Annotated in this window: 18 protein-coding genes; 17 read left to right on the top strand and 1 reads right to left on the bottom strand. The window is 68.3% G+C overall.

Annotated elements, in window-relative coordinates; all coding sequences use genetic code 11:
- Positions 1-9: 9 nt before the first annotated feature.
- Positions 10-486, bottom strand: coding sequence for a MarR family winged helix-turn-helix transcriptional regulator (locus FHY06_RS14840; protein ID WP_019654659.1), 477 nt, complete (start codon positions 484-486; stop codon positions 10-12).
- Positions 487-630: 144 nt separating this feature from the next.
- On the opposite strand from FHY06_RS14840, the gene FHY06_RS14835 reads away from it, so the two are divergent.
- The 17 genes from FHY06_RS14835 to FHY06_RS14755 all read left to right on the top strand — a co-directional run bounded on the left by FHY06_RS14835 (position 631) and on the right by FHY06_RS14755 (position 21,521).
- Positions 631-2,802, top strand: a complete 2,172-nt coding sequence (locus tag FHY06_RS14835) for a thiamine pyrophosphate-dependent enzyme (protein ID WP_184605622.1) — start codon at positions 631-633, stop codon at positions 2,800-2,802.
- Between the two features lie 137 nt (positions 2,803-2,939).
- Entirely contained in the window at positions 2,940-4,433 is a 1,494-nt protein-coding gene (locus tag FHY06_RS14830) for an indolepyruvate oxidoreductase subunit beta family protein (protein ID WP_184605621.1), read from the top strand.
- 16 nt (positions 4,434-4,449) lie between these two features.
- Entirely contained in the window at positions 4,450-5,442 is a 993-nt protein-coding gene (locus tag FHY06_RS14825; RefSeq protein WP_019654662.1) for a PDR/VanB family oxidoreductase, read from the top strand.
- A 20-nt stretch (positions 5,443-5,462) separates the two neighbouring features.
- Entirely contained in the window at positions 5,463-6,776 is a 1,314-nt protein-coding gene (locus FHY06_RS14820; RefSeq protein ID WP_184605620.1) for an aromatic ring-hydroxylating dioxygenase subunit alpha, read from the top strand.
- Positions 6,777-6,894: 118 nt separating this feature from the next.
- The gene (locus FHY06_RS14815; RefSeq protein WP_184605619.1) at positions 6,895-7,377 is read left to right on the top strand and encodes an aromatic-ring-hydroxylating dioxygenase subunit beta; all 483 of its coding nucleotides are present in this window, start codon (positions 6,895-6,897) and stop codon (positions 7,375-7,377) included.
- 10 nt (positions 7,378-7,387) lie between these two features.
- Positions 7,388-9,013, top strand: coding sequence for an AMP-binding protein (locus FHY06_RS14810; protein ID WP_184605618.1), 1,626 nt, complete (start codon positions 7,388-7,390; stop codon positions 9,011-9,013).
- Entirely contained in the window at positions 9,010-10,185 is a 1,176-nt protein-coding gene (locus FHY06_RS14805) for a thiolase family protein (RefSeq protein WP_132754688.1), read from the top strand. The genes FHY06_RS14810 and FHY06_RS14805 overlap by 4 nt, the downstream gene beginning before the upstream one ends.
- Positions 10,182-11,435: an SDR family NAD(P)-dependent oxidoreductase gene (locus tag FHY06_RS14800; RefSeq protein ID WP_126185405.1), complete on the top strand. Its 1,254-nt coding sequence runs from the start codon at positions 10,182-10,184 to the stop codon at positions 11,433-11,435. Before FHY06_RS14805 ends, FHY06_RS14800 begins: the two co-directional genes overlap by 4 nt.
- A gap of 120 nt (positions 11,436-11,555) precedes the next feature.
- Positions 11,556-12,368: a cyclase family protein gene (locus FHY06_RS14795; protein WP_019654668.1), complete on the top strand. Its 813-nt coding sequence runs from the start codon at positions 11,556-11,558 to the stop codon at positions 12,366-12,368.
- On the top strand, positions 12,365-13,099 hold the full coding sequence (locus FHY06_RS14790) for an SDR family oxidoreductase (protein WP_019654669.1): 735 nt from the start codon (positions 12,365-12,367) through the stop codon (positions 13,097-13,099). Before FHY06_RS14795 ends, FHY06_RS14790 begins: the two co-directional genes overlap by 4 nt.
- Before the next feature lie 61 nt (positions 13,100-13,160).
- The gene (locus tag FHY06_RS14785) at positions 13,161-14,327 is read left to right on the top strand and encodes an ABC transporter substrate-binding protein (protein ID WP_126185406.1); all 1,167 of its coding nucleotides are present in this window, start codon (positions 13,161-13,163) and stop codon (positions 14,325-14,327) included.
- Positions 14,328-14,349: 22 nt separating this feature from the next.
- Positions 14,350-15,504 carry an ABC transporter substrate-binding protein gene (locus FHY06_RS14780; protein ID WP_019654671.1) on the top strand — a complete coding sequence of 385 codons (1,155 nt, stop codon included), beginning with the start codon at positions 14,350-14,352 and terminating at the stop codon, positions 15,502-15,504.
- Positions 15,505-15,638: 134 nt separating this feature from the next.
- Positions 15,639-16,964, top strand: a complete 1,326-nt coding sequence (locus FHY06_RS14775; protein ID WP_184605617.1) for an aromatic ring-hydroxylating dioxygenase subunit alpha — start codon at positions 15,639-15,641, stop codon at positions 16,962-16,964.
- The gene (locus FHY06_RS14770) at positions 16,961-17,425 is read left to right on the top strand and encodes an aromatic-ring-hydroxylating dioxygenase subunit beta (protein ID WP_019654673.1); all 465 of its coding nucleotides are present in this window, start codon (positions 16,961-16,963) and stop codon (positions 17,423-17,425) included. Before FHY06_RS14775 ends, FHY06_RS14770 begins: the two co-directional genes overlap by 4 nt.
- Positions 17,426-17,483: 58 nt before the next feature.
- Positions 17,484-18,647, top strand: a complete 1,164-nt coding sequence (locus FHY06_RS14765) for an ABC transporter substrate-binding protein (RefSeq protein WP_019654674.1) — start codon at positions 17,484-17,486, stop codon at positions 18,645-18,647.
- Between the two features lie 34 nt (positions 18,648-18,681).
- Positions 18,682-19,737 (top strand): branched-chain amino acid ABC transporter permease, encoded by a 1,056-nt coding sequence (locus FHY06_RS14760; protein ID WP_019654675.1) that lies wholly within the window; start codon positions 18,682-18,684, stop codon positions 19,735-19,737.
- Positions 19,734-21,521 (top strand): branched-chain amino acid ABC transporter ATP-binding protein/permease, encoded by a 1,788-nt coding sequence (locus FHY06_RS14755; RefSeq protein WP_184605616.1) that lies wholly within the window; start codon positions 19,734-19,736, stop codon positions 21,519-21,521. Before FHY06_RS14760 ends, FHY06_RS14755 begins: the two co-directional genes overlap by 4 nt.
- Positions 21,522-21,573 lie beyond the last annotated feature (52 nt).

The raw sequence follows: 21,573 nt of genomic DNA, 5'->3' as shown, positions 1-21,573 counted from the left end.
CAGGCGCGCTCAGTCTTCTTCCGGCTCGTCGGCCGGCAGGCGCATGTGCAGGTCGATCATCTGCCGCAGCGTCTGCTTGAGCTCTTCCGCGCGGCGTAGCCCGAAGGGCTCCAGCACGCGTCGCTCGTGCTCGCGTGCAAGTTCCATCAGGTGCTCGACGGCCTTGAGCCCCTTGCGCGTGATGCGCACCAGCGTGATGCGGCGATCACTCTCGTGGGGCAGGCGCTCGACCTGTCCGCGTGCTTCCATGCGGTCCAGCAGCCGCGTCACCGTGGGCTGCTTCGTCACGGTGACCTGCGCGAGCTGGCCGATGCTGACCGGCTCGCTGCCCGCGAGCGAGGCCATCACGCGCCACTCCGACACGGAGAAGCCCTGCTGGCGCGCCACTTCGTGGAACTCCGAGGAGATCAGCTGGCTGGCCTGCGCGAGCAGCGCAGGCAGGTAGTCATCGACGAAGCGATGCGATTCGGCGGGTTGATCAGCCATGAAGGCACCTCACAGTCGCCACGGGCACGCTGCTTGCATGTCTAGGGTAATTCATGATTGTGGATACATTCATTTGTCAACATTATAGAAAGCACGATGCAACCTCCTGGTCGCATCGTCCCACGACAGACAACAAGGACCCCGATGGCAGAGCGTTCATTCGTTGAAGAAGTCAAGAAACTGCGGCTTTCTGGTGGGGAAGTCTTCAGGGGTGAAGGCATTCTGGCCGTCACCAAGGCCCTTCTGGAGTCGGGAGTTTCCTATGTGGCCGGCTACCAGGGCGCACCCATCTCGCACCTGATGGACGTGCTTGCCGATGCGCAGGACATCCTCGCAGAGCAGGGCATCCGCTTCGAGAACAGCGCGAGCGAAGCCACCGCGGCCGCCACGCTCGCAGCCTCCGTCAACTACCCGCTGCGCGGTGCCGTCACCTTCAAGGCCACCGTGGGTACCAATGTGGCTTCCGACGCGCTGGCCAACCTGGCCTCGGGCGGCGTGACCGGTGGTGCGCTCATCATCGTGGGCGAGGACTATGGCGAAGGCTCGTCGATCATGCAGGAGCGCAGCCACGCCTTCGCGATGAAGTCGCAGATCTGGCTCCTCGATCCGCGGCCCAACCTGCCCAGCATCGTCGATGCGGTGAAGCAGGGCTTCGATCTCTCCGAAGCCAGCAACACGCCGGTGATGCTGCAGCTGCGCATCCGCGCCTGCCACGTGCACGGCCACTTCGTCGCGGGCGACAACAAGCGCGCGAAGTTCACGCTGAAGGACGCACTCGAGAACCCGCAGCGCGATGTCGGCCGCATTGTGCTGCCGCCCGCGAGCTTCGTGCACGAGCAGGAGAAGGTGAAGGACCGCTGGCCCGCTGCCGTGCGCTTCATCGAGGAGCGCAAGCTCAACGAGTTCTTCTCGGAAGACGCCGACGACATCGGCATCATCGTGCAGGGCGGCAGCTACAACACGCTGGTGCGCGCCCTCGAACGCCTCGGCCTCGCGGACGTCTACGGCAACACCCAGGTGCCGCTGTACGTGATGAACGTCGCCTATCCCGTCATCGAGAGCGAGGTGATCCGCTTCTGCGAAGGCAAGCGCGCGGTGCTCGTGGTGGAAGAGGGACAGCCCAACTTCGTCGAGCAGAACCTCGCGACCATCCTGCGCCAGGCCGGGTCCTCCACGGTGCTGCACGGCAAGGACATGCTGCCGGTGGCCGGTGAATACACCGCCTCCGAGCTGCTCAAGGGCGCGCGCAGCTTCTGCGAGCGCTATGAACGCCTCGCGCCATTGCCGGTGCCCGCGCCCGTGCGCAAGGTGATCCCGCTGACCGAGGTCGCGGCCGAGCCTGCGCAGCCCGTCGCGCCGCTCGGCGAAGTGGTCCACGCCCGTCCGCCGGGCTTCTGCACCGGCTGCCCGGAGCGCCCCATCTTCAGTGCGATGAAGCTGGTCGAGCGCGAGCTCGGCCCGCACCACGTAAGTGCCGACATCGGCTGCCACCTGTTCTCCATCCTGCCGCCCTTCAACATCGGCAACACCACCATGGGCTACGGCCTCGGTGGGGCGGGTGCCGCTGCGCTCAATGCGCCTGCAGGCAAGCGCGCGATCTCGATGATGGGAGACGGCGGCTTCTGGCACAACGGCCTGACCAGCGGCGTCGCCAACGCGGTCTTCAACAAGAGCGACAACCTCACCATCGTCGTCGACAACAACTACACCTCGGCCACCGGCGGGCAGGACATCCTCTCGTCGAACGCCGTCAACAAGACGCGCAGCACCGGCCACGAGATCGAGAGCGCCGTGCGCGGCGTTGGGGTGAAGTGGGTGAAGACCATGCGCCGCACCTACGACATCGCCGGCATGCGCGACGCGCTCAAGGAGGCGCTCACCACCAGGGAGAAGGGCCCGAAGGTGCTGATCGCGCAGTCGGAGTGCATGCTCAACAAGCAGCGCCGCGAGAAGCCGCTGGTGCGCAAGGCCATCGCCGACGGCAAGCGCATGGTGCGCGAGAAGTTCGGCGTCGACTCCGACACCTGCACCGGCGACCACTCCTGCATCCGCCTCTCGGGCTGCCCGTCGCTGTCGATCAAGCCCAACCCCGATCCGCTTCGCACCGACCCGGTCGCGGCCGTGCTCGACAGCTGCGTGGGCTGCGGCGTGTGCGGCGAGGTCTCGCACGCTGCCGTGCTGTGCCCCTCCTTCTACAAGGCGCAGATCGTGAGCAACCCCAGCCGCTGGGACCAGCTGCGCGAGCGCGTGCGCGCGGCCGTCATCGGCTGGATGCAGCGCGGCGAGGCTCGCCGCCGTAAAGCCTATGCCTTCTGAATGAGTCCCTCCATGCAAAGCAAAAACATGGTGTCGAAGTTCCAGGGATGCCACGGAACCGGCTTTGCCGGGCCGCAGGTATCGCCCCCGGTAGGGGGTTGGCGGCTACACGAAGTGAGCAAGCCTGGGGGGGAGCAATGAGCCCGATCAAGATCGCGATCCTCGCCATGGGCGGTGAGGGCGGCGGCGTGCTCGCCGACTGGATCGTCGACATGGGCGAGGCCAACGGCTACGTCGCCCAGACCACCTCCGTGCCGGGCGTGGCCCAGCGCACCGGCGCGACCATCTACTACGTCGAGCTCTACCCCGCGGCGCAGGCCAAGGCCGACAGCGGTACCCCGGTGCTCGCGCTGATGCCGCTGCCGGGCGACGTCGACGTGGTGCTCGCATCCGAGCTGATGGAAGCCGGCCGCGCCGTGCAGCGTGGCCTGGTCACGCGCGAGCGCACCACGCTGATCGCCTCCACGCACCGCGTGTTCTCCATCGCCGAGAAGAGCGCGATGGGCGATGGCCGCGTCGACAGCGGCCAGCTCCTGGCCCACACCGCGAACGCAGCCAAGCGCTTCATCCGCTTCGACATGGCCCAGGCCGCCGAGGCTTCGGGCAGCGTGATCAGCGCGGTGCTCTTCGGTGCGCTGGCGGGCTCGGGCGTGCTGCCGTTCAGCCGTGCGCAGTTCGAGGCGACCATCGAGCGCGGCGGCGTAGGCGTGAAGCCCAGCCTCAAGGCCTTCGGTGCGGCATTCGAACGAGCTCAGGGCGGCGACGATGGCGAGCCGGCGAAGGAGGCACCGGTCGCCGCCCCCGCGCCACAGCCGCGACACCCTGCGGTACGCGCACTGGTCGAGCGTGTGCACAACAGCTTCCCGACGGCAGCACAAGACCTGCTGCTCGAAGGCGTGCGCCGGCTCATCGACTATCAGGACCCGGCCTACGCCGGCCTCTATCTCGACCGCATGGCCGCTATCGCGGCCTTGCCCGCGGGCGATCACCGCCTGCTTCGCGAAACCGCGCGCCACCTCGCGCTCTGGATGTCCTACGAAGACACCGCGCGCGTCGCGGCGCTGAAGACCCGCGCCACTAGGTTCGAGCGCGTGCGTGGCGAGGCGCGCGTGCAGCCCGGCCAGGTGCTCGCCATCAACGAATACATGCATCCGCGCCTGCAGGAGATCTGCGAGACGCTGCCTGGCGGCATCGGCCGCTGGCTCATGAACTCCACGCTGCCGAAGAAGATCGTCGAGCGCTTCACACAGCACGGCCGCGTGATCCAGACCAGCTCGCTGCGCGGCTACCTCATGCTGCGCATGGTGGCGGCATGCAGGCGCTGGCGCCTGTCGACCATGCGCTACGCGGAGGAGAACCGCCGCATCGAGGAATGGCTGCAGCGCATCGCCGCCACGGCGCAGCGCAATCCGGACCTTGCCGTCGAGCTCGCCCAGTGCCAGCGCCTCGTCAAGGGCTACAGCGACACGCACGAGCGCGGCATCCGCAACTACGACACCGTGATGCGCGCCTTCGAGCGCGCGGGCGACAGGCTCGCACCGGCCACGCTGCGCGAACTGCGCGACGCCGCGCTGGCCGACGAACACGGCCACAAGCTGCAGGCCGCGCTGGCGCAGCACGCGCTGGCCTGAAGAGACGAGAACGACGATGAGCACAAATCCAGCCACCCTATCGCTGCGCGTTGCCGAGGCGCGCGAACTGAACCCGCTGATCCGCATGCTGCGCCTGCGCGCCGACGACGGCCGCGCGCTGCCCGGCTTCGCGGCGGGTGCCCATATCCGCGTGCAGGTGTCGCTGCCCGGCGGCAAGACCGACTGGCGCCACTACTCGCTCATCAACTTCGACACGGCGCGCAACGCCACCAACGCACCGACCGAGTACGTGATCGCGGTGCGCAAGGAGGCCGAAGGCCGCGGCGGCTCGCGCTTCATGCACGACGGTCTGAAGGAGGGCGACACCATCGCCATTGAGCCGCCGAAGAACGACTTTCCGCTGCACACCGGCCCGGGCGGCACCGTGCTCGTGGCGGGCGGCATCGGCGTCACGCCCATGGCCACCATGGCCGCGCGCCGCCGCGCCGAGGGTGCTGCCGTGCGCATGCACTACGCCGGTCGCAGCCGCGAGCTGATGGCCTTCCTGCCCGAACTGCAGGCGCTGCTGGGCGACGACCTGCACGTGCACGCCGATGCAGAGGCTGGCGCGCCGCTGGCCATCGACGCTTTGCTCGATGGCGTTCCTGCAGGCGACCGCCTGTATGTGTGCGGCCCCAAGGTCATGCTCGACGCGGTGCTCGAACGCACCCAGGCACGCGGCTGGGAGCACGACCGCGTGCACTTCGAGCTCTTCAACGAGCCCGTCGCGGAAGAGGGCGACCAGCCCTTCGAAGTGGAGCTTGCCCAGTCGGGCCAGCGCTTCACGGTGCCGGCGGACCAGAGCATCCTCGACTGCCTCATCGAGCACGGCTGCGACCCGATGTTCGACTGCAAGCGCGGCGAATGCGGCGTGTGCGCAGTGCCTGTGCTCGAGGGCGAGATCGACCATCGCGACTACGTGCTCACAGCCCGGGAGAAGGCGGAAGGCAACGTCATGCAGATCTGCATCTCGCGCGCCAAGGGGGCGCGCCTCGTGCTGGACATCTGAAGCAAGGAGCCACCAGAGCCATGACCTCCTACAGAGACAACCCCGATGCCATCCGTGCGCTGGTGCAGAACGACCGGGTGCACCGCGACCTGTACACCAGCCAGGAGGTCTTCGAGCTGGAGCAGGAGCACTTCTTCGCCAACACCTGGAACTACGTCGGCCACGAGAGCCAGCTGCCCAGGCCCGGCGACTGGATCAGCAACGAGATCGCCGGCCGCCCGCTGATCGTGGTGCGCCACTCCGACGGCAGCGTGCGCGTGATGATGAACCGCTGTGCCCACAAGGGCTCTCGCCTCGTCAACGGGCCCTGCGGCAACACCGGCAAGTTCTTCCGCTGCCCCTATCACGCCTGGACCTTCAAGACCGACGGCGCGCCGCTGGCGATTCCGCTGAAGACGGGCTACGAGAACACCCAGCTGCACGAGTGCGAGTCGGGCAAGGGCCTGACCACCGTGAAGCACGTGCGCAGCCACCGCGGCTTCATCTTCGTGAAGATCAACGATGCCGGCCCCGATTTCGACGAGTACTTCGGCGACTCGCTGAGCTCCATCGACAACATGGCCGACCGCTCGCCCGAAGGCGAACTGGAGATCGCCGGCGGCTGCCTGCGCTTCGTGCACCAGTGCAACTGGAAGATGTTCGTGGAGAACCTCAACGACACCATGCACCCGATGGTGGCGCACGAGTCGTCGGCCGGCACCGCCAAGCGCATGTGGGCCGACAAGCCCGAGAGCGAGCCCAAGCCCATGGCGGTGGAGCAGTTCGTGCCCTTCATGTCCGACTACAAGTTCTTCGAGGACATGGGCATCCGCACCTACGACAACGGCCACAGCTTCACGGGCGTGCACTTCAGCATCCACAGCAAGTACAAGGCGATCCCCGAGTACGACAACGCGATGAAGGCCCGCTACGGCGAGGAGAAGACTGCGCAGATCCTCGGCATGGCGCGGCACAACACCGTCTACTACCCGAACCTCACGATCAAGGGCGCGATCCAGGCGATCCGCGTGGTCAAGCCGATCTCCGCCGACAAGACCCTCATCGAGAGCTGGACCTTCCGCCTCAAGGGCGCGCCGCCCGAGCTGCTGCAGCGCACCGCCATGTACAACCGCCTCATCAACTCGCCTTTCTCGGTGGTGGGCCATGACGACCTGCAGGCCTATCGCGGCATGCAGGCCGGCCTGCACGCGAGCGGCAACGAGTGGGTCAGCCTGCACCGCGACTACGACCCGGCCGAACTGAAGGGCGGCGAGATCACCACCGGCGGCACCAACGAGCTGCCGATGCGCAACCAGTACCGCAGCTGGGTCCAGCGCATGACGGAGACAATGTAATGGCCAACCCCCAGGCTTCGCGCACTTCGTGTCGCTTCTCCAACCCCCTTGCAGGGGGCAACACCAGCGGCCCGGCAAAGCCGGTTCCGCGGTGTTCTTCGAATGAGGGGGTGCTCGAATGACATCGGTGACGCATCAGGACCTCATCGACTTCGTCGTGAACGAGGCGTACCTGCTCGACACCCGCCGCTACGAGGAGTGGAACGCGCTCTTCACCGACGACGCCTTCTACTGGATACCGTTGATTCCCGACCAGGAAGACGGCCTCAACCACACCTCGCACCTCTACGAGGACAAGCTGCTGCGCGACCTTCGCATCGAGCGCCTGAAGAGCCCGCGCGCCTTCTCGCAGCAGCCGCCGAGCCGCTGCCACCACCTGCTGCAGGTGCCGGTGGTCGAGCAGTTCGACGCGGATGCCAACTGCTACGTGGTGCGCACCTCGTTCCACTACACCGAGTCGCAGGGCGACGAGATCCAGTTCTACGTGGGCACTTTCTTCCACCACCTCACGGTGCAGGACGGCGCGCTGCGCATGACGCTCAAGCGCGTCAACCTGCTCAACTGCGACGCGGCCCTGCCGGCCGTGCAGCTCTTCATCTGACAGGGACGCGATGCCACACGCCACCGTCCATCAAGTCTTCGCGGCCACGGCCGCGCGTACGCCGCAGGCCGAATTCCTCTTCACCGAATCGGTGACCGCCGCCGCCTACGGCATCGAAGCGGGCGCCATCCACTGGGGCGATGCGGCGGAGCGCATCGAGCGCCTGCGCACAGCCTATGCACGGGCCGGCTACGGCCACGGCCATCGCGTCGGCCTGCTGCTGGAGAACCGGCCGGCCTTCATCTTCCACTGGCTCGCGCTGAACGCGCTGGGCGTGAGCGTGGTGCCGATCAACGCAGAGATGCGCTCGGCCGAACTGGTCTACCTGATCGGCCACAGCGAGATCGGCCTGGCCGTCACGCTGCCGGAGCGCGCGGGCGACCTGCGTGCCGCGGCTGCGAAGGCGGGCATCGCCTTCGAGACCATGGGCCCAGACGATGATGTGCCTCCCGCGAAGACAGCCGCGCCGCGCGCCCACGAGCCCGTGGGTGTCGACACCGAATGCGGCCTGCTCTACACCTCCGGCACCACGGGCCGCCCCAAGGGCTGCATCCTGAGCAATGCCTACTTCCTGCGCGCAGGCGAGTGGTATGCGGCGCTCGACGGCGTGTGCAGCATCCGGCCCGACAAGGAGCGCGTGATCACGCCGCTGCCGCTCAACCACATGAACGCGATGGCCTTCTCCACCATGGTGGTGCTGGTCGCTGGCGGCTGCCTGGTGCAGCTCGACCGCTTCCATCCGAAGACCTGGCTGGCGAGCGCGAAGGAGAGCGGCGCGACCATCGTCCACTACCTGGGCGTGATGCCCGCCATGCTGCTGTCCGCGCCTGCATCGGCAGCCGACCGCGACCATGCCATCCGCTGGGGCTTCGGCGCGGGTGTGGACCGCAAGAACCACGCGCCCTTCGAGGAGCGCTTCGGCTTCCCGCTGGTCGAGGCCTGGGCCATGACCGAGACTGGCGCGGCCGCCTGCATCATGGCCAATCGCGAGCCGCGCCTGGTGGGTACCAGCTGCTTCGGGCGGCAGGAGGACTTCGTCGAGATCCGCCTCGTGGGCGACGACGGCAGCGATGTCGGCGTCGATGCACCGGGCGAACTTCTGGTGCGCTCGGCCGGCCCCGATCCGCGGCGCCACTTCTTCTCCGGCTACCTGAAGGACGACGAAGCCACGCGCGAAGCCTGGGCCGACGGCTGGTTCCACACCGGCGACCTGGTACGCCGCGATGCCGAGGGCAACTTCTTCTTCGTCGATCGCAAGAAGAACGTGATCCGCCGCAGCGGCGAGAACATCTCGGCCGTCGAAGTCGAGAGCGTGCTCAACCAGCATCCGGCCGTGAAGGCATCGGCCGTGGCCGCCACGCCCGACGAGGTGCGCGGCGACGAGGTGCTTGCCTGCATCGTGATGCGCGAAGGCGTCGATGCCTCGAAGCCGCAGCAGACGGCGGCCAGCATCGTGGAGCACGCGCTCGCTCAGCTCGCCTACTACAAGGCGCCCGGCTACGTGGCCTTCGTCGATGCGCTGCCGCTCACGCCCTCGCAGAAGATCCAGCGCGGACAGCTGCGCGAGATGGCGCAGTCGCTGCCCGGCCAGGCCCATTGCATCGACACCCGCTCGATGAAGAAGAGGCAGGCATGACGGCGAAGCGGCGGCTTTCCTATGAGGGCGTGGCGGTCGCGGTGCCCGTGACCGTACCCTACGTGCGCTACTCCACGCGCACTGCGCACTGGTTCGTCGGGCAGGCCATCGAGGCGCTGGTGAAGGCCAGCGGCGTGCCCAAGGAACAGATCGACGGCCTGTGCCTCAGCAGCTTCTCGCTCGCGCCCGACACGGCCGTGGGCGTGACGCAGCACCTGGGCCTGTCGCCGCGCTGGCTCGACCACGTGCCCACCGGCGGTGCCTCGGGCGTGATGTGCCTGCGCCGTGCGGCGCGCGCGGTGCAGGCGGGCGATGCCGACATCGTGGCCTGCGTGGGGGCCGACACCAACCACGTCGATTCCTTCCGCCAGACCCTGGGCAGCTTCAGCAACTTCGCACGCGACGCGAGCTATCCCTACGGCTCTGGCGGCCCGAACTCGATCTTCGCGTTCATCACCGCCAACTACATGCGCACCTATGGCGCCCGGCGCGAAGACTTCGGCCGCATCTGCGTGGACCAGCGCACCAACGCGCTGGGCAACCCGAACGCGATGTTCAAGAAGGGGTTGACGCTCGACGAGTACATGGCGGCGCGGCCCATCTCCGACCCGATCCATCTCTTCGATTGCGTGATGCCCTGTGCCGGTGCCGACGCCTTCCTCGTGATGAGCGAGGAGCGCGCCCGCGACCTCGGACTGGCGCACGTGGTGATCCGCGGTGCCATCGAGCGCCACAACGCCTACGCAGAAGACCCGGTGATGGTGCAGGGCGGCTGGCGTAAGGACCGCGACGACCTCTACGCGCAAGCCGGCATCCGGCCCGCGGAACTCGACTTCGTGCAGACCTATGACGACTACCCCGTCATCGTGATGATGCAGTTCGAGGACCTGGGCTTCTGCGAGAAGGGCGAAGGGCCGGCCTTCGTGCAGGCCAACACCATGACCTTCGACGGCAGCTTCCCGAACAACACGAGCGGCGGGCAACTGTCTGCCGGGCAGGCCGGTGCGGCGGGCGGCTTCCTCGGCATGGTCGAGGCGATCCGCCAGTTGATCGGCGAAGCCGGCGCGCGCACCGTGCCCGACGCACAACTGGGCCTCGTCGCCGGCTTCGGCATGGTGACCTACGACCGCTGCCTGTGCACAGGCGCGGTGATCCTCGGGAGATCGGCATGACGATGCCCCTGATGCGCCCCCCGCGCAAGAACCCGGTGCTGCGCACCCGGCAGATGAACCTGCCGCCAGGCGCGCGCGGCCGCGTGGCGCTGGGCCTGACCGCTGCCGCGGCCGAAGGCCGCTTCGAGCTCCAGACCTGCGACGACTGCGGCACGGTGCAGTACCCGCCGCGCGAGGTCTGCCACAAGTGTCTTTCCGCCGCGCTGCGCTGGCGGCAGCAGAGCGGCGAGGGCGAACTGCTCGGCAGCACCACGCTGCATCACAGCAACGACCTGTTCTTCCGCGAGCGGCTGCCCTGGCGGCTGGGCCTGGTGCACCTGGATGCCGGCCCCACGCTCATGGTCCACCTGCACGGCGAGGTCGGCGACGCGCCGCAGCGCGTGCGCGTAGGCGCCCGGCTCGACCGCGCGGGCCAGGCCGTTCTCATTGCTTTTCCGAACGAAGGGAGTCCCCACATGGCCGACGACAAGATGCTGCGCGAAATGACCAGCGACCCCAAGTTCCGCAAGGTGCTGGTGACAGACGGCAAGACCGAGACCGGCCAGGCCATCGTGCGCGCGCTGGTCAAGGCCGGCGCCGACATCGTCTGGGTCGGACACGCCGAGCCCTGGAAGAAGATGGGCGACGGCCTCGACGACATCTCGGCGCTGCCGCAGGTCACGCTGGTGCCGCTGGACCTGACCAACGGCCGGCAGGTGACGGAGCTTGCGGGCTCCATCGGCGGCAAGGTCGACATCGTCATCAACAACGCGGAGGTGCACCGCACCTTCGGCATCGGCGCACGGCGCGGCACCGACGTGGCCAAGGCCGAGATGGACATCAATTACTTCGGACTGCTGCGCCTGGCGCAGGAGTTCGGCCCCGCGCTCAAGGGCCGCTCTGCCGACGGCGTGACGGGCGCGACGGCGTGGGTCAATCTGCTGTCGATCTACGCGCTGAGCAACTTCCCGCCGCACGGCACCTTCAGCGCCTCGAAGGCGGCGGCGCATTCGCTCGCGCAATGCCTGCGCGCGGAGATGCGGCCCGCGGGCATCCGCGTGATCAACGTGTTCCCCGGTCCCATCGACGACGAATGGAACCAGCACACGCCGCCGCCCAAGCTCGCTCCCGCCGCGCTGGCCAACGCCATCGTGAAGGCGCTGCGCGACGGCGTGGAAGACGTGTACCCCGGCGACGTGGCACAGGAGTGGCTGGAGCGCTGGCGCGACAACCCCAAGGTGCTCGAGCGCGAGCTGGCCGCAGGAGCATGAGGCACACCCCCAGGCTTCGCGCACTTCGTGTCGCTTCGCCAACCCCCTTGCAGGGGGCAACACCTGCGGCCTGGCAAAGCCGGTTGCGCGGTGTTCCTGGAATAGAGATCGGAGAATGAAATGACGAGAGCCACAGAACCGATGTCCACCGCCGAGATCCTCGGCGGTCTGGTGACTGCCATGGCCAGCGGCCGCATCCGCGTGATCGACCTCACGCAGACCCTGACGCCCGAGTTCCCGCAGATCGCGCTGCCGCCCGAGATGGGCCAGTGCTGGCCCTTCCGCATCGAGGAGGTGTCGAAGTACGACGAGCGCGGTCCCGGCTGGTACTGGAACAACTTCTCCTGCGGCGAACACACCGGCACGCACTTCGATGCGCCGATCCACTGGATATCGGGCCGCGACCTGCCGAACAACTCGGTCGACACCATCCCCGTGCAGCACTTCGTGGCGCCGGCCTGCGTGATCGACTGCTCGCCGCAGGTGAAGGACGACCCCGACTACCTGCTGACCCTGGAAGACATCGAGGCCTACGAGGCTGCCCATGGCCGCATCCCGAAGGGCGCATGGGTGCTGATGCGCACCGACTGGTCGAAGCGCACCGACCCCGAGGCCTACCAGAACTTCGACGAGACGGGCCAGCACACGCCGGGCCCGAGCACCGCGGCCGTGCGCTTCCTGGTCGAGCAGCGCGACGTACTGGGCTTCGGCTCGGAGGCAATCGGCACCGATGCAGGGCAGGGCTACCACCTGCGCCCGCCGTACCCGTGCCATTACTACATGCACGGTGCGGGCCGCTACGGGCTGCAGTGCCTGAGCAACCTCGACCTGCTGCCGCCTTCGGGTGCGGTGCTGATCTGCCCGCCGCTGAAGATCGAGAAGGGCAGTGGCAGTCCGCTGCGCGTGCTGGCGCTGGTGGGAGCGCAGGCATGAGCGCGGCTGCCCCCAGGGTCGCAGCCGTCACCGGCGGCAGCGCCGGCATCGGCAAGGCCATCTGCGAAGACCTGCTTGCACAGGGCTACGAGGTGGTGTCGCTCGCGCGCCGCAAGGCCGAGATCGACCATCCGAAGCTGCACAGCATCGAGGTCGACCTGAGCGACCGCGCCGCCACCGGCGAGGCGGTGCGCGAACTGGTCGAGCGCTTCTCGCCCACCACCATCGTGCACAACGCCGGCGTGATCCGAGCCGCGCTGCTGCCCGACGTGAAGCTCGACGACCTCGACGCGCTGGTCGACCTGCACCTGGGCTGTGCGATCCAGCTCGTGCAAGGTGCATTGCCCGCGATGCGTGCGCAGCGCTTCGGCCGCGTTGTGCTGCTGTCGTCGCGCGCTGCGCTGGGGCTGGCCACGCGCACCAGCTATTCAGCCACCAAGGCCGGCATGCTGGGCATGGCGCGCACCTGGGCGCTGGAGCTTGCGGCCGACGGCATCACGGTGAACGTGGTGGCACCGGGCCCCATTCGCACCGACATGTTCTACGACGTGGTCGAGGCCGGCAGCGAGAAGGAACGCGCGCTCGCCGCATCGGTACCCGTCAGGCGGCTAGGCGAATCGGCCGACGTGGCACGCGCCGTGCGTTTCTTCGCCGATGCCGACAACAGCTTCGTCACTGGCCAGGTGCTGTACGTGTGCGGCGGCACCAGCGTCGGCAGCCTGGCCCTCTGAACCTGTTCTTCCTTTCCTGCTTTCTCTCGTCCCTCAAAAAAACCACCTCTGGAGCTCCGCCATGAAAGTACTGAATCGAATTCGCACATTCGCGGCCATCGCCGCGGGCCTCGGCGCGCTGAGTGCCGCGGGCGCGTGGGCCGCCGATCTCAAGGTCGGCTTCATCACTTCGATGTCGGGGCCGGTGTCGTCGCTGGGCATTCCATACGACAAGGGCATGAAGGCGGCCGTGGCCTACAAGTCGGAAGTCGGCGGCCGCAAGGTCCAGGTGATCCAGCTCGACGACGCGTCCGACCCCTCCACCGCGGCGCGCAACGCGCGCAAGCTGATCGAGGAGGACAAGGTCGACGTCATCATCGGCACGGCCGGCGCACCGGGTTCGCTGGCGATCGCCGGCGTGGCGCGCGAGACGAAGACGCCGCTGATCTCCATCGCCAACGCCGACCTGCCCGGCGACGACGGCGCATGGATGGTGACGCTGCCCCAGCCCGCGCCGCTGATGATGGGCGCGATGGTCGAGAAGATGAAGCAGTCGGGCGTGAAGACGGTGGCCTACATCGGCTATTCCGACGCCTGGGGCGACCTGGTGTACGACGCGCTGACGAAGTCGGCGCCGGCTGCGGGCATCAAGGTGGTGAGCAACGAGCGCTATGCGCGCAGCGATTCGTCGGTGGCCGGCCAGGTGCTGAAGATCGTGGCGCTGCGCCCCGACGCGGTGATCACCGGCGCATCGGGCACGCCCGGCGCGCTGCCCTACCTGGCGCTGCAGGAGCGCGGCTACAAGGGAAAGATCTACGGCATGCATTCGCTGATCAACCCCGACTTCATCCGCGTCGGCGGTCCCTCGGTCGAAGGCCTGCTGGCACCCACGGGCCCGGTGGTGGTGGCCGAGCAGCTGCCCGACGCCAACCCGATGAAGAAGATCGCGATGGACTTCCGCTCCGCCTTCCAGAAGGCCAACGGCGCGCCGCCCACCGACACCTTCTCGGCCTACAGCTTCGATGCCTGGCTGATCTATCTCGACGCCGCGCAGCGCGCGCTGGCCAGCAAGGCCGAACCCGGCACGCCGCAGTTCCGCGTTGCGCTGCGCGATGCCATCGTGAGCACCAAGGAGCTGGTGGGCACGCACAGCGTCTACAACTTCAAGCCGACCGACCGCTACGGCTCGGACGACCGCTCGCGCGTCGTGGTGCGGCTCGACAAGGGCCAATGGAAGCTCGTCCCCTGAAACGCCCGACCTGAAGACCCCCATGAAAAAGATCACCCGCATCCTCGCCGCCACGGCCGCCGCTGCAGCCGCACTGGCCGCGGCGCAGGCCATGGCCGCCGACCTGAAGATCGGCTTCATCAGTTCGCTCTCCGGCCCGGTGGCCGCGCTGGGCGTGCCCTACGAGAAGGGCATCCGCGCCGCCATCGCCGAGCGCCCCGAGATCGCCGGGCGCAAGGTGCAGCTCATCGTGCTCGACGATGCCTCCGACCCCACCACCGCGGGCCGCAACGCCCGCAAGCTGGTGACCGAGGACAAGGTCGACGTGCTCATCGGCACCTCGGGCGTGCCGGGCGCGATGGCCATCGCCTCGGTGGCGCGCGAGCTCAACACGCCGCTGATCTCGCCCACGCCGGTGACCATTCCCGGCCCGGAGGGCGCGTGGACAGTGACGGTTTCGCAGCCTTTCCAGCTCATGGTGGCGGGCGTGGTCGAGCGCATGAAAGCGTCGGGCGTGAAGACGGTGGCCTTCATCGGCTTCTCCGACGCGCTGGGCGACCTGGCCTACGACTCGCTGGTCAAGAGCGCCGACGCCGCCGGCATCAAGGTGGTGGCGAACGAGCGCTATGCGCGCAGCGATTCGTCGGTGGCCGGGCAGGTGCTGAAGATCGTCGCGGCCCGGCCCGACGCGGTGTTCGCGGGCAACTCGGGCACACCCGGCGCGCTGCCCTACATCGCGCTGGCCGAGCGCGGCTACAAGGGCAGGATCTACGGCACCCACGGCCTCATCAACGCCGACTTCGTGCGCGTGGGCGGCGCCTCCATCGAGGGCCTGCAGGTGCCCAGCGGCCCGGTGCTGGTGGCCGACCAGCTGCCCGACAGCAACCCGATCAAGAAGGTGTCGATGGGCTTTCGCAATGCGTACCAGAAGCTCAACGGCGCGGTGCCGACCGATGCCTTCTCGTCGTACACCTACGACGCCTACCTGCTGCTGGCCGACGCGGCCTCGCGCACCAAGGGCGAGCCCGGCACGCCGGCCTACCGCACGGCGCTGCGCGATGCGATCGTGAGCACGAAGGAGCTGGTGGGCACGCACGGCGTCTACACCTTCAAGCCCGACGACCGCTACGGTTCCGACCAGCGCGGCGTGGTGATCGTGCAGATGACAAAGGGCCAGTGGAAGCTGGTGCCGCAATGAGCTCGCCCCCAGGCTGCGCGCACTGCATGTCGCTTCGCCAATCCCCGACCGGGGGCAACGCCGGTGTCCCGGCGAAGCCGGTTCCACGGTGTTTCGCGAAGTAGCGCAGCGCTACCCGAGTCAGGAGTAAGTCCATGAACACTTATCGCAATCGCCCCGATCTCGTCGCGGCGCTGGTGCAGGACGACCGGGTCCACCGCGACCTGTACCTCAGCGAGGAGCTTTTCGCGCTGGAGCAGGAGCACCTTTTCGCCGGCACCTGGGTCTTCCTGGGCCATGCGAGCCAGGTGCCGCAGCCCGGCGACTTCGTGACGCAGGAGATCGCCGGGCGGCCGCTGCTAATGGTGCGCCAGCCCGGTGGCGATGTGCACGTGCTCTACAACCGCTGCGCCCACAAGGGCACGCAGCTGGTGACGGACGAGTGCGGCAACACCGGTCGCTTCTTCCGCTGCCCGTACCACGCCTGGACCTACAAGCTCGACGGCGCGCCGCTCGGCCTGCCGCTGAAGAACGGCTACGAGGGCACGCAGCTCAAGGCCTGCGAGTCGGGGCAGGGGCTCTCGGTGGTGAAGAACGTCAAGGTGTACCGCGACTTCGTGTTCGTGCGGCTCTCCGACACCGGCCCTTCGTTCGACGAGTACTTCGGCGAGGTGCTGGGCGCCATCGACAACATGGTCGACCGTTCGCCCGAAGGCAAGCTCACGGTGGGCGGTGGCGTGCTGCGCAACATCGTCCACTGCAACTGGAAGATGTACCTGGAGAACATCAACGACACGGTGCACCCGATGTCCACGCACGAGTCGGCCACCAAGGCGGCCGAGGCGCTGTGGGAGGGCCATGCGCCCACCGACCCCAAGCCGATGGCGATGGAGCAGATCCTGCCCTTCGGCTCGGGCTATGAGTTCTTCGACCGGATGGGCGGACGCGTGTTCGCCAATGGGCACAGCGTGCTGGGGGTGAACTTCAGCATCCACTCCAACTACGCGCAGCTGCCCGAATACGAAGCCGCCATGCGCGCCGCGCACGGTGAGGCGCGTGCGGCCGAGATTCTTCAGCGCTCGCCGCAGAACTCGGTCTTCTTCCCGAGCCTGTCGGTCAAGGGCTCGCCGCTGGCCATCCGCGTGATCCGCCCGCTGGCGGCCGACCGCACGCTGATCGAGGCCTGGAGCTTCAGCGCCGCCGGCGCGCCTGCGCTGCTCTTCGAGCGGGCCATGAGCTACAACCGGCTGGTGTTCTCGCCGATGTCGGTGGTCGCGCACGACGACGTGCACCTGTTCGAGAGCATCCAGCAGGGCCTGCGTGCCGGCGGCAACGAATGGGTGAGCCTGCATCGCAACTTCGACCCGGCCGAGAAGCAGCAGGCCACGATCACCACCAACGGCACCAACGAGCTGCTGATGCGCAACCAGTTCCGCGCCTGGGCGAAGGCCATGGCGGCGGGCATGGAGGCCACGGCATGACGGACCCGCGCGATTTCGTGGCTCACGAGGCGGCGCTGCTCGACGAACGCCGCTTCGACGACTGGCTGGCCCTGTTCTCCGAGGACGGCCACTACTGGGTGCCGCTGCTCGGCGCGGCGCAGGCCGATCCGTTCTCGCACAACTCGCTGGCCTACGAGGACCGGCTTCTGCTGCAGCTGCGCGTGGAGCGTCTGAAGAACCCGCGCGCGCATTCGCAGCACCCCGCAAGCCACAGCCAGCATGTGCTGCAGCCCTCGCGCATCGAACGCGAGGAGGGCGACGAAGCGTGGCTGCGCACGCCGTTCCTCTATGTCGAGGCGCGCGGCGAAGGCCAGCTGCTGCTCAGCGGGACGGCGCGCCACCACCTCGTTCGCACATCCACGGGATGGCTGATCCGCGAGAAGCGCGTCGACCTGCTCAATGCGGGGCGAGCCTTGCCGGCCATCCAGCTGTTCATCTGATCGCCCGAGTTACCCACCCACCTCTGTCCATTCCAACCATCCTCACCGGAGCTACGACATGAAGAGCCTGATGCAGACCTTGACGCGCGGTGCCCTTGCCGCCGCGCTGACCGCCTGTGGCATTGCCAGCGCCATCGCCGCCGACCTCAAGGTCGGCCTGAGCGTGTCGCTGTCGGGGCCGAATTCCTCGCTGGGCGTGCCCTATGCCAAGGGCATGCAGGCCGCGCTGGCCTACAAGCCCGAGGTGAACGGCCGCAAGATCCAGCTCGTCGTGCTCGACGACGGTTCCGACCCGACCACGGCCGGGCGCAACGCGCGCAAGCTGATCGAGGAGGAGAAGGTCGACGTGCTCATGGGCACTTCCGGCGTGCCCGCCGCCATCGCGATGGCGCAGGTCGGCAAGGAAGCGAAGACGCCCCTGATCGGCCTCACGCCCATCCTGCTGGACGCCAACGACAACCCCTGGGTGATGACGGTGGCCCAGCCCACGCAGCTCATGATCGACGCGGTGGTCGAGCGCATGAAGCGCAACAACGTGAAGACCGTGGGCTACATCGGCTTCTCCGATGCCTGGGGCGACCTGGTGTACGAGGCGCTGATGAAGGCCGCGCCCGCCGCCGGAATCAAGGTGGTGAGCAACGAGCGCTATGCGCGCTCCGACGCCTCGGTGACCGGCCAGGTGCTGAAGATCGTGGCGCTGCGCCCCGACGCGGTGATGACCGGCGGCGCCGGCACGCCCGGCGCGCTGCCTTTCCTGGCGCTGCAGGAGCGCGGCTTCAAGGGCGGCGTGTACGGCCAGCACGGCCTCATCAACCCCGACTTCGTGCGCGTGGTCGGTGCTGCCGGCCAGAACGCGCTGATGCCGACGGGCCCGGTGATCGTCGCCGAGCAGCTGCCGGCCGACTACCCGACGAAGAAGATCGCGACCGACTTCCGTGCCGTCTTCCAGAAGGTCAACAACGCACCGACCAGCGATGCCTTCTCTGCCTATTCCTTCGACGGCTGGCTGGTGTTCGCCGATGCGGCATCGCGCGCGATGAAGAAGGCCGAGCCGGGCACGCCCGAGTTCCGCGTGGCGCTGCGCGACGCCATCTTCAGCACCAAGGAAGTGGTGGGCACGCACGGCGTCTACACCTTCAAGCCCGGCAGCCTCTACGGCGTGGATGAACGCGCCCGGGTGATCGTCAAGCTCGACAACGGCCAATGGAAGCTCGCACCTTGAACCTCCTGCCTTCGACTCTGCGGAGGGCCGCGCGATGACCTGGGACGTGGCCCTCATCCTCATCACCGACGGCCTCGCCAACGGTGCCATCTACCTGCTGGCCGGCCTCGGGCTGGTGCTGATCTTCTCGGTCACGCGGGTGGTGTTCGTGCCCTTCGGCGACATCGCGGCCTTCGCGGCGCTGTCGCTCGCGGCCTTCGAGACCGGCCGCGTGCCGCCGACGATCGGCATGGTCGCGGTGCTCGCTGCGCTGGCGCTTGCCACCGAGATCGGCAGCCTGGTGCGGCGTGGCGAGACCGCGCGCATTCCGAAGGCGGTGCTGACCTGGGGCGTGCTGCCCGCCATTCCCTGCGCGCTGGCGTGGCTCGCAGCCCGGCCCGGCGTGCCGGTGGCGGTGCACATCGCGGTGGCGGTTCTGCTGGTGGTGCCCATCGCGCCGCTGCTGGCGCGAGTGGTTTTCCAGCCGATCGCCGATGCCTCGGTGCTGGTGCTGCTGATCGTGTCGCTCGCGCTGCACTTCCTGCTGTCGGGCCTGGGCCTGCTGTTCTTCGGGCCCGAGGGCTCGCGCACCACGCCGCTGACCAGTGCCGTGTTCACGCTGGGCGAGGGCTTCACAGTCAGCGGCCAGGTGGTGCTGATGGTGGGGGCGGCCATCGTGCTGAGCGGGCTGTTCTTCCTGGTGTTCGAGCGCACGGTGGCCGGCAAGGCGCTGCGCGCGACGGCGGTGAACCGCGTGGGCGCGCGGCTGGTCGGCATCCGGCCGGTGCGCACGGCGCTGCTGGCGTACGGCTGCGCCTCGCTGCTGGCGGGGCTGATCGGCGTGCTGATCGCGCCGGTGACGACGATGTACTACGACTCGGGTTTCATCATCGGGCTGAAGGCCTTCGTGGCCGCGATCATCGGCGGGCTCGTGAGCTACCCGATGACGGCCGTGGGCGCGCTCGCGGTCGGCGTGGTGGAGAGCTTCGCCTCGTTCTGGAGCGGCGCATTGAAGGACGTGATCGTGTTCAGCCTGCTGATCCCGGTGCTGATGCTGCGCTCCTTCGCGGCCGCGCATGCCGAAGAGGAAGAAGACGAGGTGGAAGAATGAACGGCAATCGCAAGCGCATGGCGTGGATCGCCGCGCTGGTCGTGGTGCTGGCACTGGTGCCGGTGTTCGCGGGCAGCTTCACCGTCTCGCTGCTCAACGACATCGGCATCGGCGCGCTCGTGGCGCTGGGCCTCGTGCTGCTGACCGGCGTGGGCGGCGCCACCTCCTTCGGGCAGGCGGCCTTCGTGGGCATCGCCGCCTACGCGACCGCGTGGCTCACCACCACGCAGGGCATGTCGCCCTGGCTCGGGCTGTTGTTCGCGCTGCTGCTCACGGGGCTGTCGGCATTGGCCATCGGCATGCTCACGCTGCGGCTGGGCGGGCATTTCCTGCCGCTGAGCACCATCGCCTGGGGGCTCTCCATCGCGATGCTGTTCGGCAACGTGGATGGCCTGGGCCGGCACACGGGCCTGTCGAACATACCGGCGCTGCAGATCGCAGGCTGGTCGCTGGCCGAGCCGCGTGCGATGTACTTCCTGATCTGGACGGTGGTGGGCCTGGCCTGCCTGTTCAGCCACAACCTGCTGCAGTCTCGGCCGGGGCGTGCCATCCGCGGGCTGCGCGGCGGTGCGACGCTGCTGGCGAGCGTGGGCGCCGATGCATATCGCGTGCGGCTCTCGCTGTTCGTCACCGCGGCGCTGCTCGCGGGGCTGGCGGGCTGGCTCTACGCGCACATGAACCGCTTCGTGAGTCCGTCGCCCTTCGACGTGCGCGCCAGCATCGAGTACTTGCTGATGGCGGTGGCCGGCGGCCTGGGCCAGTTGGGTGGAGCGCTCGTGGGTGCCGCGCTGGTGCTGGTGCTGAAGAACGGCCTGCAGGACGTGCTGCCGATGCTCACGCAGCGCGCCGGCCAGCTGGAGGCGGTGGCCTTTGCCGCGCTCTTCATCCTGCTGCTGCACTTCGCGCGCGGTGGCGTGATGGGGCTGCTGCGCCGCTGGACGCGACGCCGCGCCGGCGCGCGGGGGCCTTCGCGCCACGAAGGGCCCGCGGTCGAACCGCTGCCCAACCGCACGCTGCCCGCGCGCGGCTCGCCCGTGCTGTCGGTGAACGGCGCGGTCAAGCGCTTCGGCGGCCTGGTGGCGGTGAACGACGTGAGCTTCGACGTGAAGGCCGGCGAGATCGTCGGGCTGATCGGGCCGAACGGCGCGGGCAAGTCGACCATGTTCAATCTGCTGACCTGCACGCTGCCGATGAGCTCGGGCCAGGTGCGCTTCCTCGAGCACGACATCGCCGGCATGCCGCAGCGCGAGGTGGCGCGGCTGGGGCTGGCGCGCACCTTCCAGCACGTGAAGCTGCGCCCGCACATGAGCCTGCTCGACAACGTGGCGCTGGGTGCGCATTCGCGCACGCGCTCGGGCATCCTGAAGGCGGGCCTGCGGCTCGATCGCACGGAAGAGCAGCAGATCCTGCAGGAAGCGCAGCGCCAGCTCGACCGCATCGGCCTGGGCGACCGCGCGCACGAGCAGGCGGGCAGCCTGCCGCTGGGCACGCAGCGCATCCTGGAGATCGCTCGCGCGCTGGCCGCCGACCCGGTGCTGCTGGTGCTCGACGAGCCCGCGGCCGGGCTGCGGCGCAAGGAGAAGATGGCGCTCGGCGACCTTCTGCGCAAGCTGCGCGAGGAAGGCGTGACCATCCTCATCGTGGAACACGACATGGACTTCGTGATGAAACTGGTGGATCGGCTGGTGGTGATGAATTTCGGCTCCAAGCTCGTGGAGGGCGTGCCGTCGGCGGTGCGTGCCGACGAGCGCGTTCAGGCGGCCTACCTGGGGAGCGTCGTATGAGCGCCCCACGACCGCCCGAAGGCACGGACCCCCGTCAGGGGGCGCGTGAAGT

This window comes from Variovorax atrisoli (genome assembly GCF_014195185.1).
GTDB lineage: Bacteria > Pseudomonadota > Gammaproteobacteria > Burkholderiales > Burkholderiaceae_C > Variovorax > Variovorax atrisoli.
Note: the sequence above shows the minus strand (reverse complement) of the source record. Positions and strands in the feature narration are given on the sequence as shown.

Bases quoted from the DNA above. Each gene is read 5' to 3' on its own strand.
- FHY06_RS14835 (WP_184605622.1), top strand. From the start codon at position 631: ATGGCAGAGCGTTCATTCGTTGAAGAAGTCAAGAAACTGCGGCTTTCT.
- FHY06_RS14780 (WP_019654671.1), top strand. From the start codon at position 14,350: ATGAAAAAGATCACCCGCATCCTCGCCGCCACGGCCGCCGCTGCAGCC.
- FHY06_RS14775 (WP_184605617.1), top strand. From the start codon at position 15,639: ATGAACACTTATCGCAATCGCCCCGATCTCGTCGCGGCGCTGGTGCAG.
- FHY06_RS14765 (WP_019654674.1), top strand. From the start codon at position 17,484: ATGAAGAGCCTGATGCAGACCTTGACGCGCGGTGCCCTTGCCGCCGCG.
- FHY06_RS14800 (WP_126185405.1), top strand. From the start codon at position 10,182: ATGACGATGCCCCTGATGCGCCCCCCGCGCAAGAACCCGGTGCTGCGC.
- FHY06_RS14805 (WP_132754688.1), top strand. From the start codon at position 9,010: ATGACGGCGAAGCGGCGGCTTTCCTATGAGGGCGTGGCGGTCGCGGTG.
- FHY06_RS14840 (WP_019654659.1), bottom strand. From the start codon at position 486: ATGGCTGATCAACCCGCCGAATCGCATCGCTTCGTCGATGACTACCTG.
- FHY06_RS14820 (WP_184605620.1), top strand. From the start codon at position 5,463: ATGACCTCCTACAGAGACAACCCCGATGCCATCCGTGCGCTGGTGCAG.
- FHY06_RS14760 (WP_019654675.1), top strand. From the start codon at position 18,682: ATGACCTGGGACGTGGCCCTCATCCTCATCACCGACGGCCTCGCCAAC.
- FHY06_RS14790 (WP_019654669.1), top strand. From the start codon at position 12,365: ATGAGCGCGGCTGCCCCCAGGGTCGCAGCCGTCACCGGCGGCAGCGCC.
- FHY06_RS14815 (WP_184605619.1), top strand. From the start codon at position 6,895: ATGACATCGGTGACGCATCAGGACCTCATCGACTTCGTCGTGAACGAG.
- FHY06_RS14795 (WP_019654668.1), top strand. From the start codon at position 11,556: ATGACGAGAGCCACAGAACCGATGTCCACCGCCGAGATCCTCGGCGGT.
- FHY06_RS14785 (WP_126185406.1), top strand. From the start codon at position 13,161: ATGAAAGTACTGAATCGAATTCGCACATTCGCGGCCATCGCCGCGGGC.
- FHY06_RS14755 (WP_184605616.1), top strand. From the start codon at position 19,734: ATGAACGGCAATCGCAAGCGCATGGCGTGGATCGCCGCGCTGGTCGTG.
- FHY06_RS14770 (WP_019654673.1), top strand. From the start codon at position 16,961: ATGACGGACCCGCGCGATTTCGTGGCTCACGAGGCGGCGCTGCTCGAC.
- FHY06_RS14830 (WP_184605621.1), top strand. From the start codon at position 2,940: ATGAGCCCGATCAAGATCGCGATCCTCGCCATGGGCGGTGAGGGCGGC.
- FHY06_RS14810 (WP_184605618.1), top strand. From the start codon at position 7,388: ATGCCACACGCCACCGTCCATCAAGTCTTCGCGGCCACGGCCGCGCGT.
- FHY06_RS14825 (WP_019654662.1), top strand. From the start codon at position 4,450: ATGAGCACAAATCCAGCCACCCTATCGCTGCGCGTTGCCGAGGCGCGC.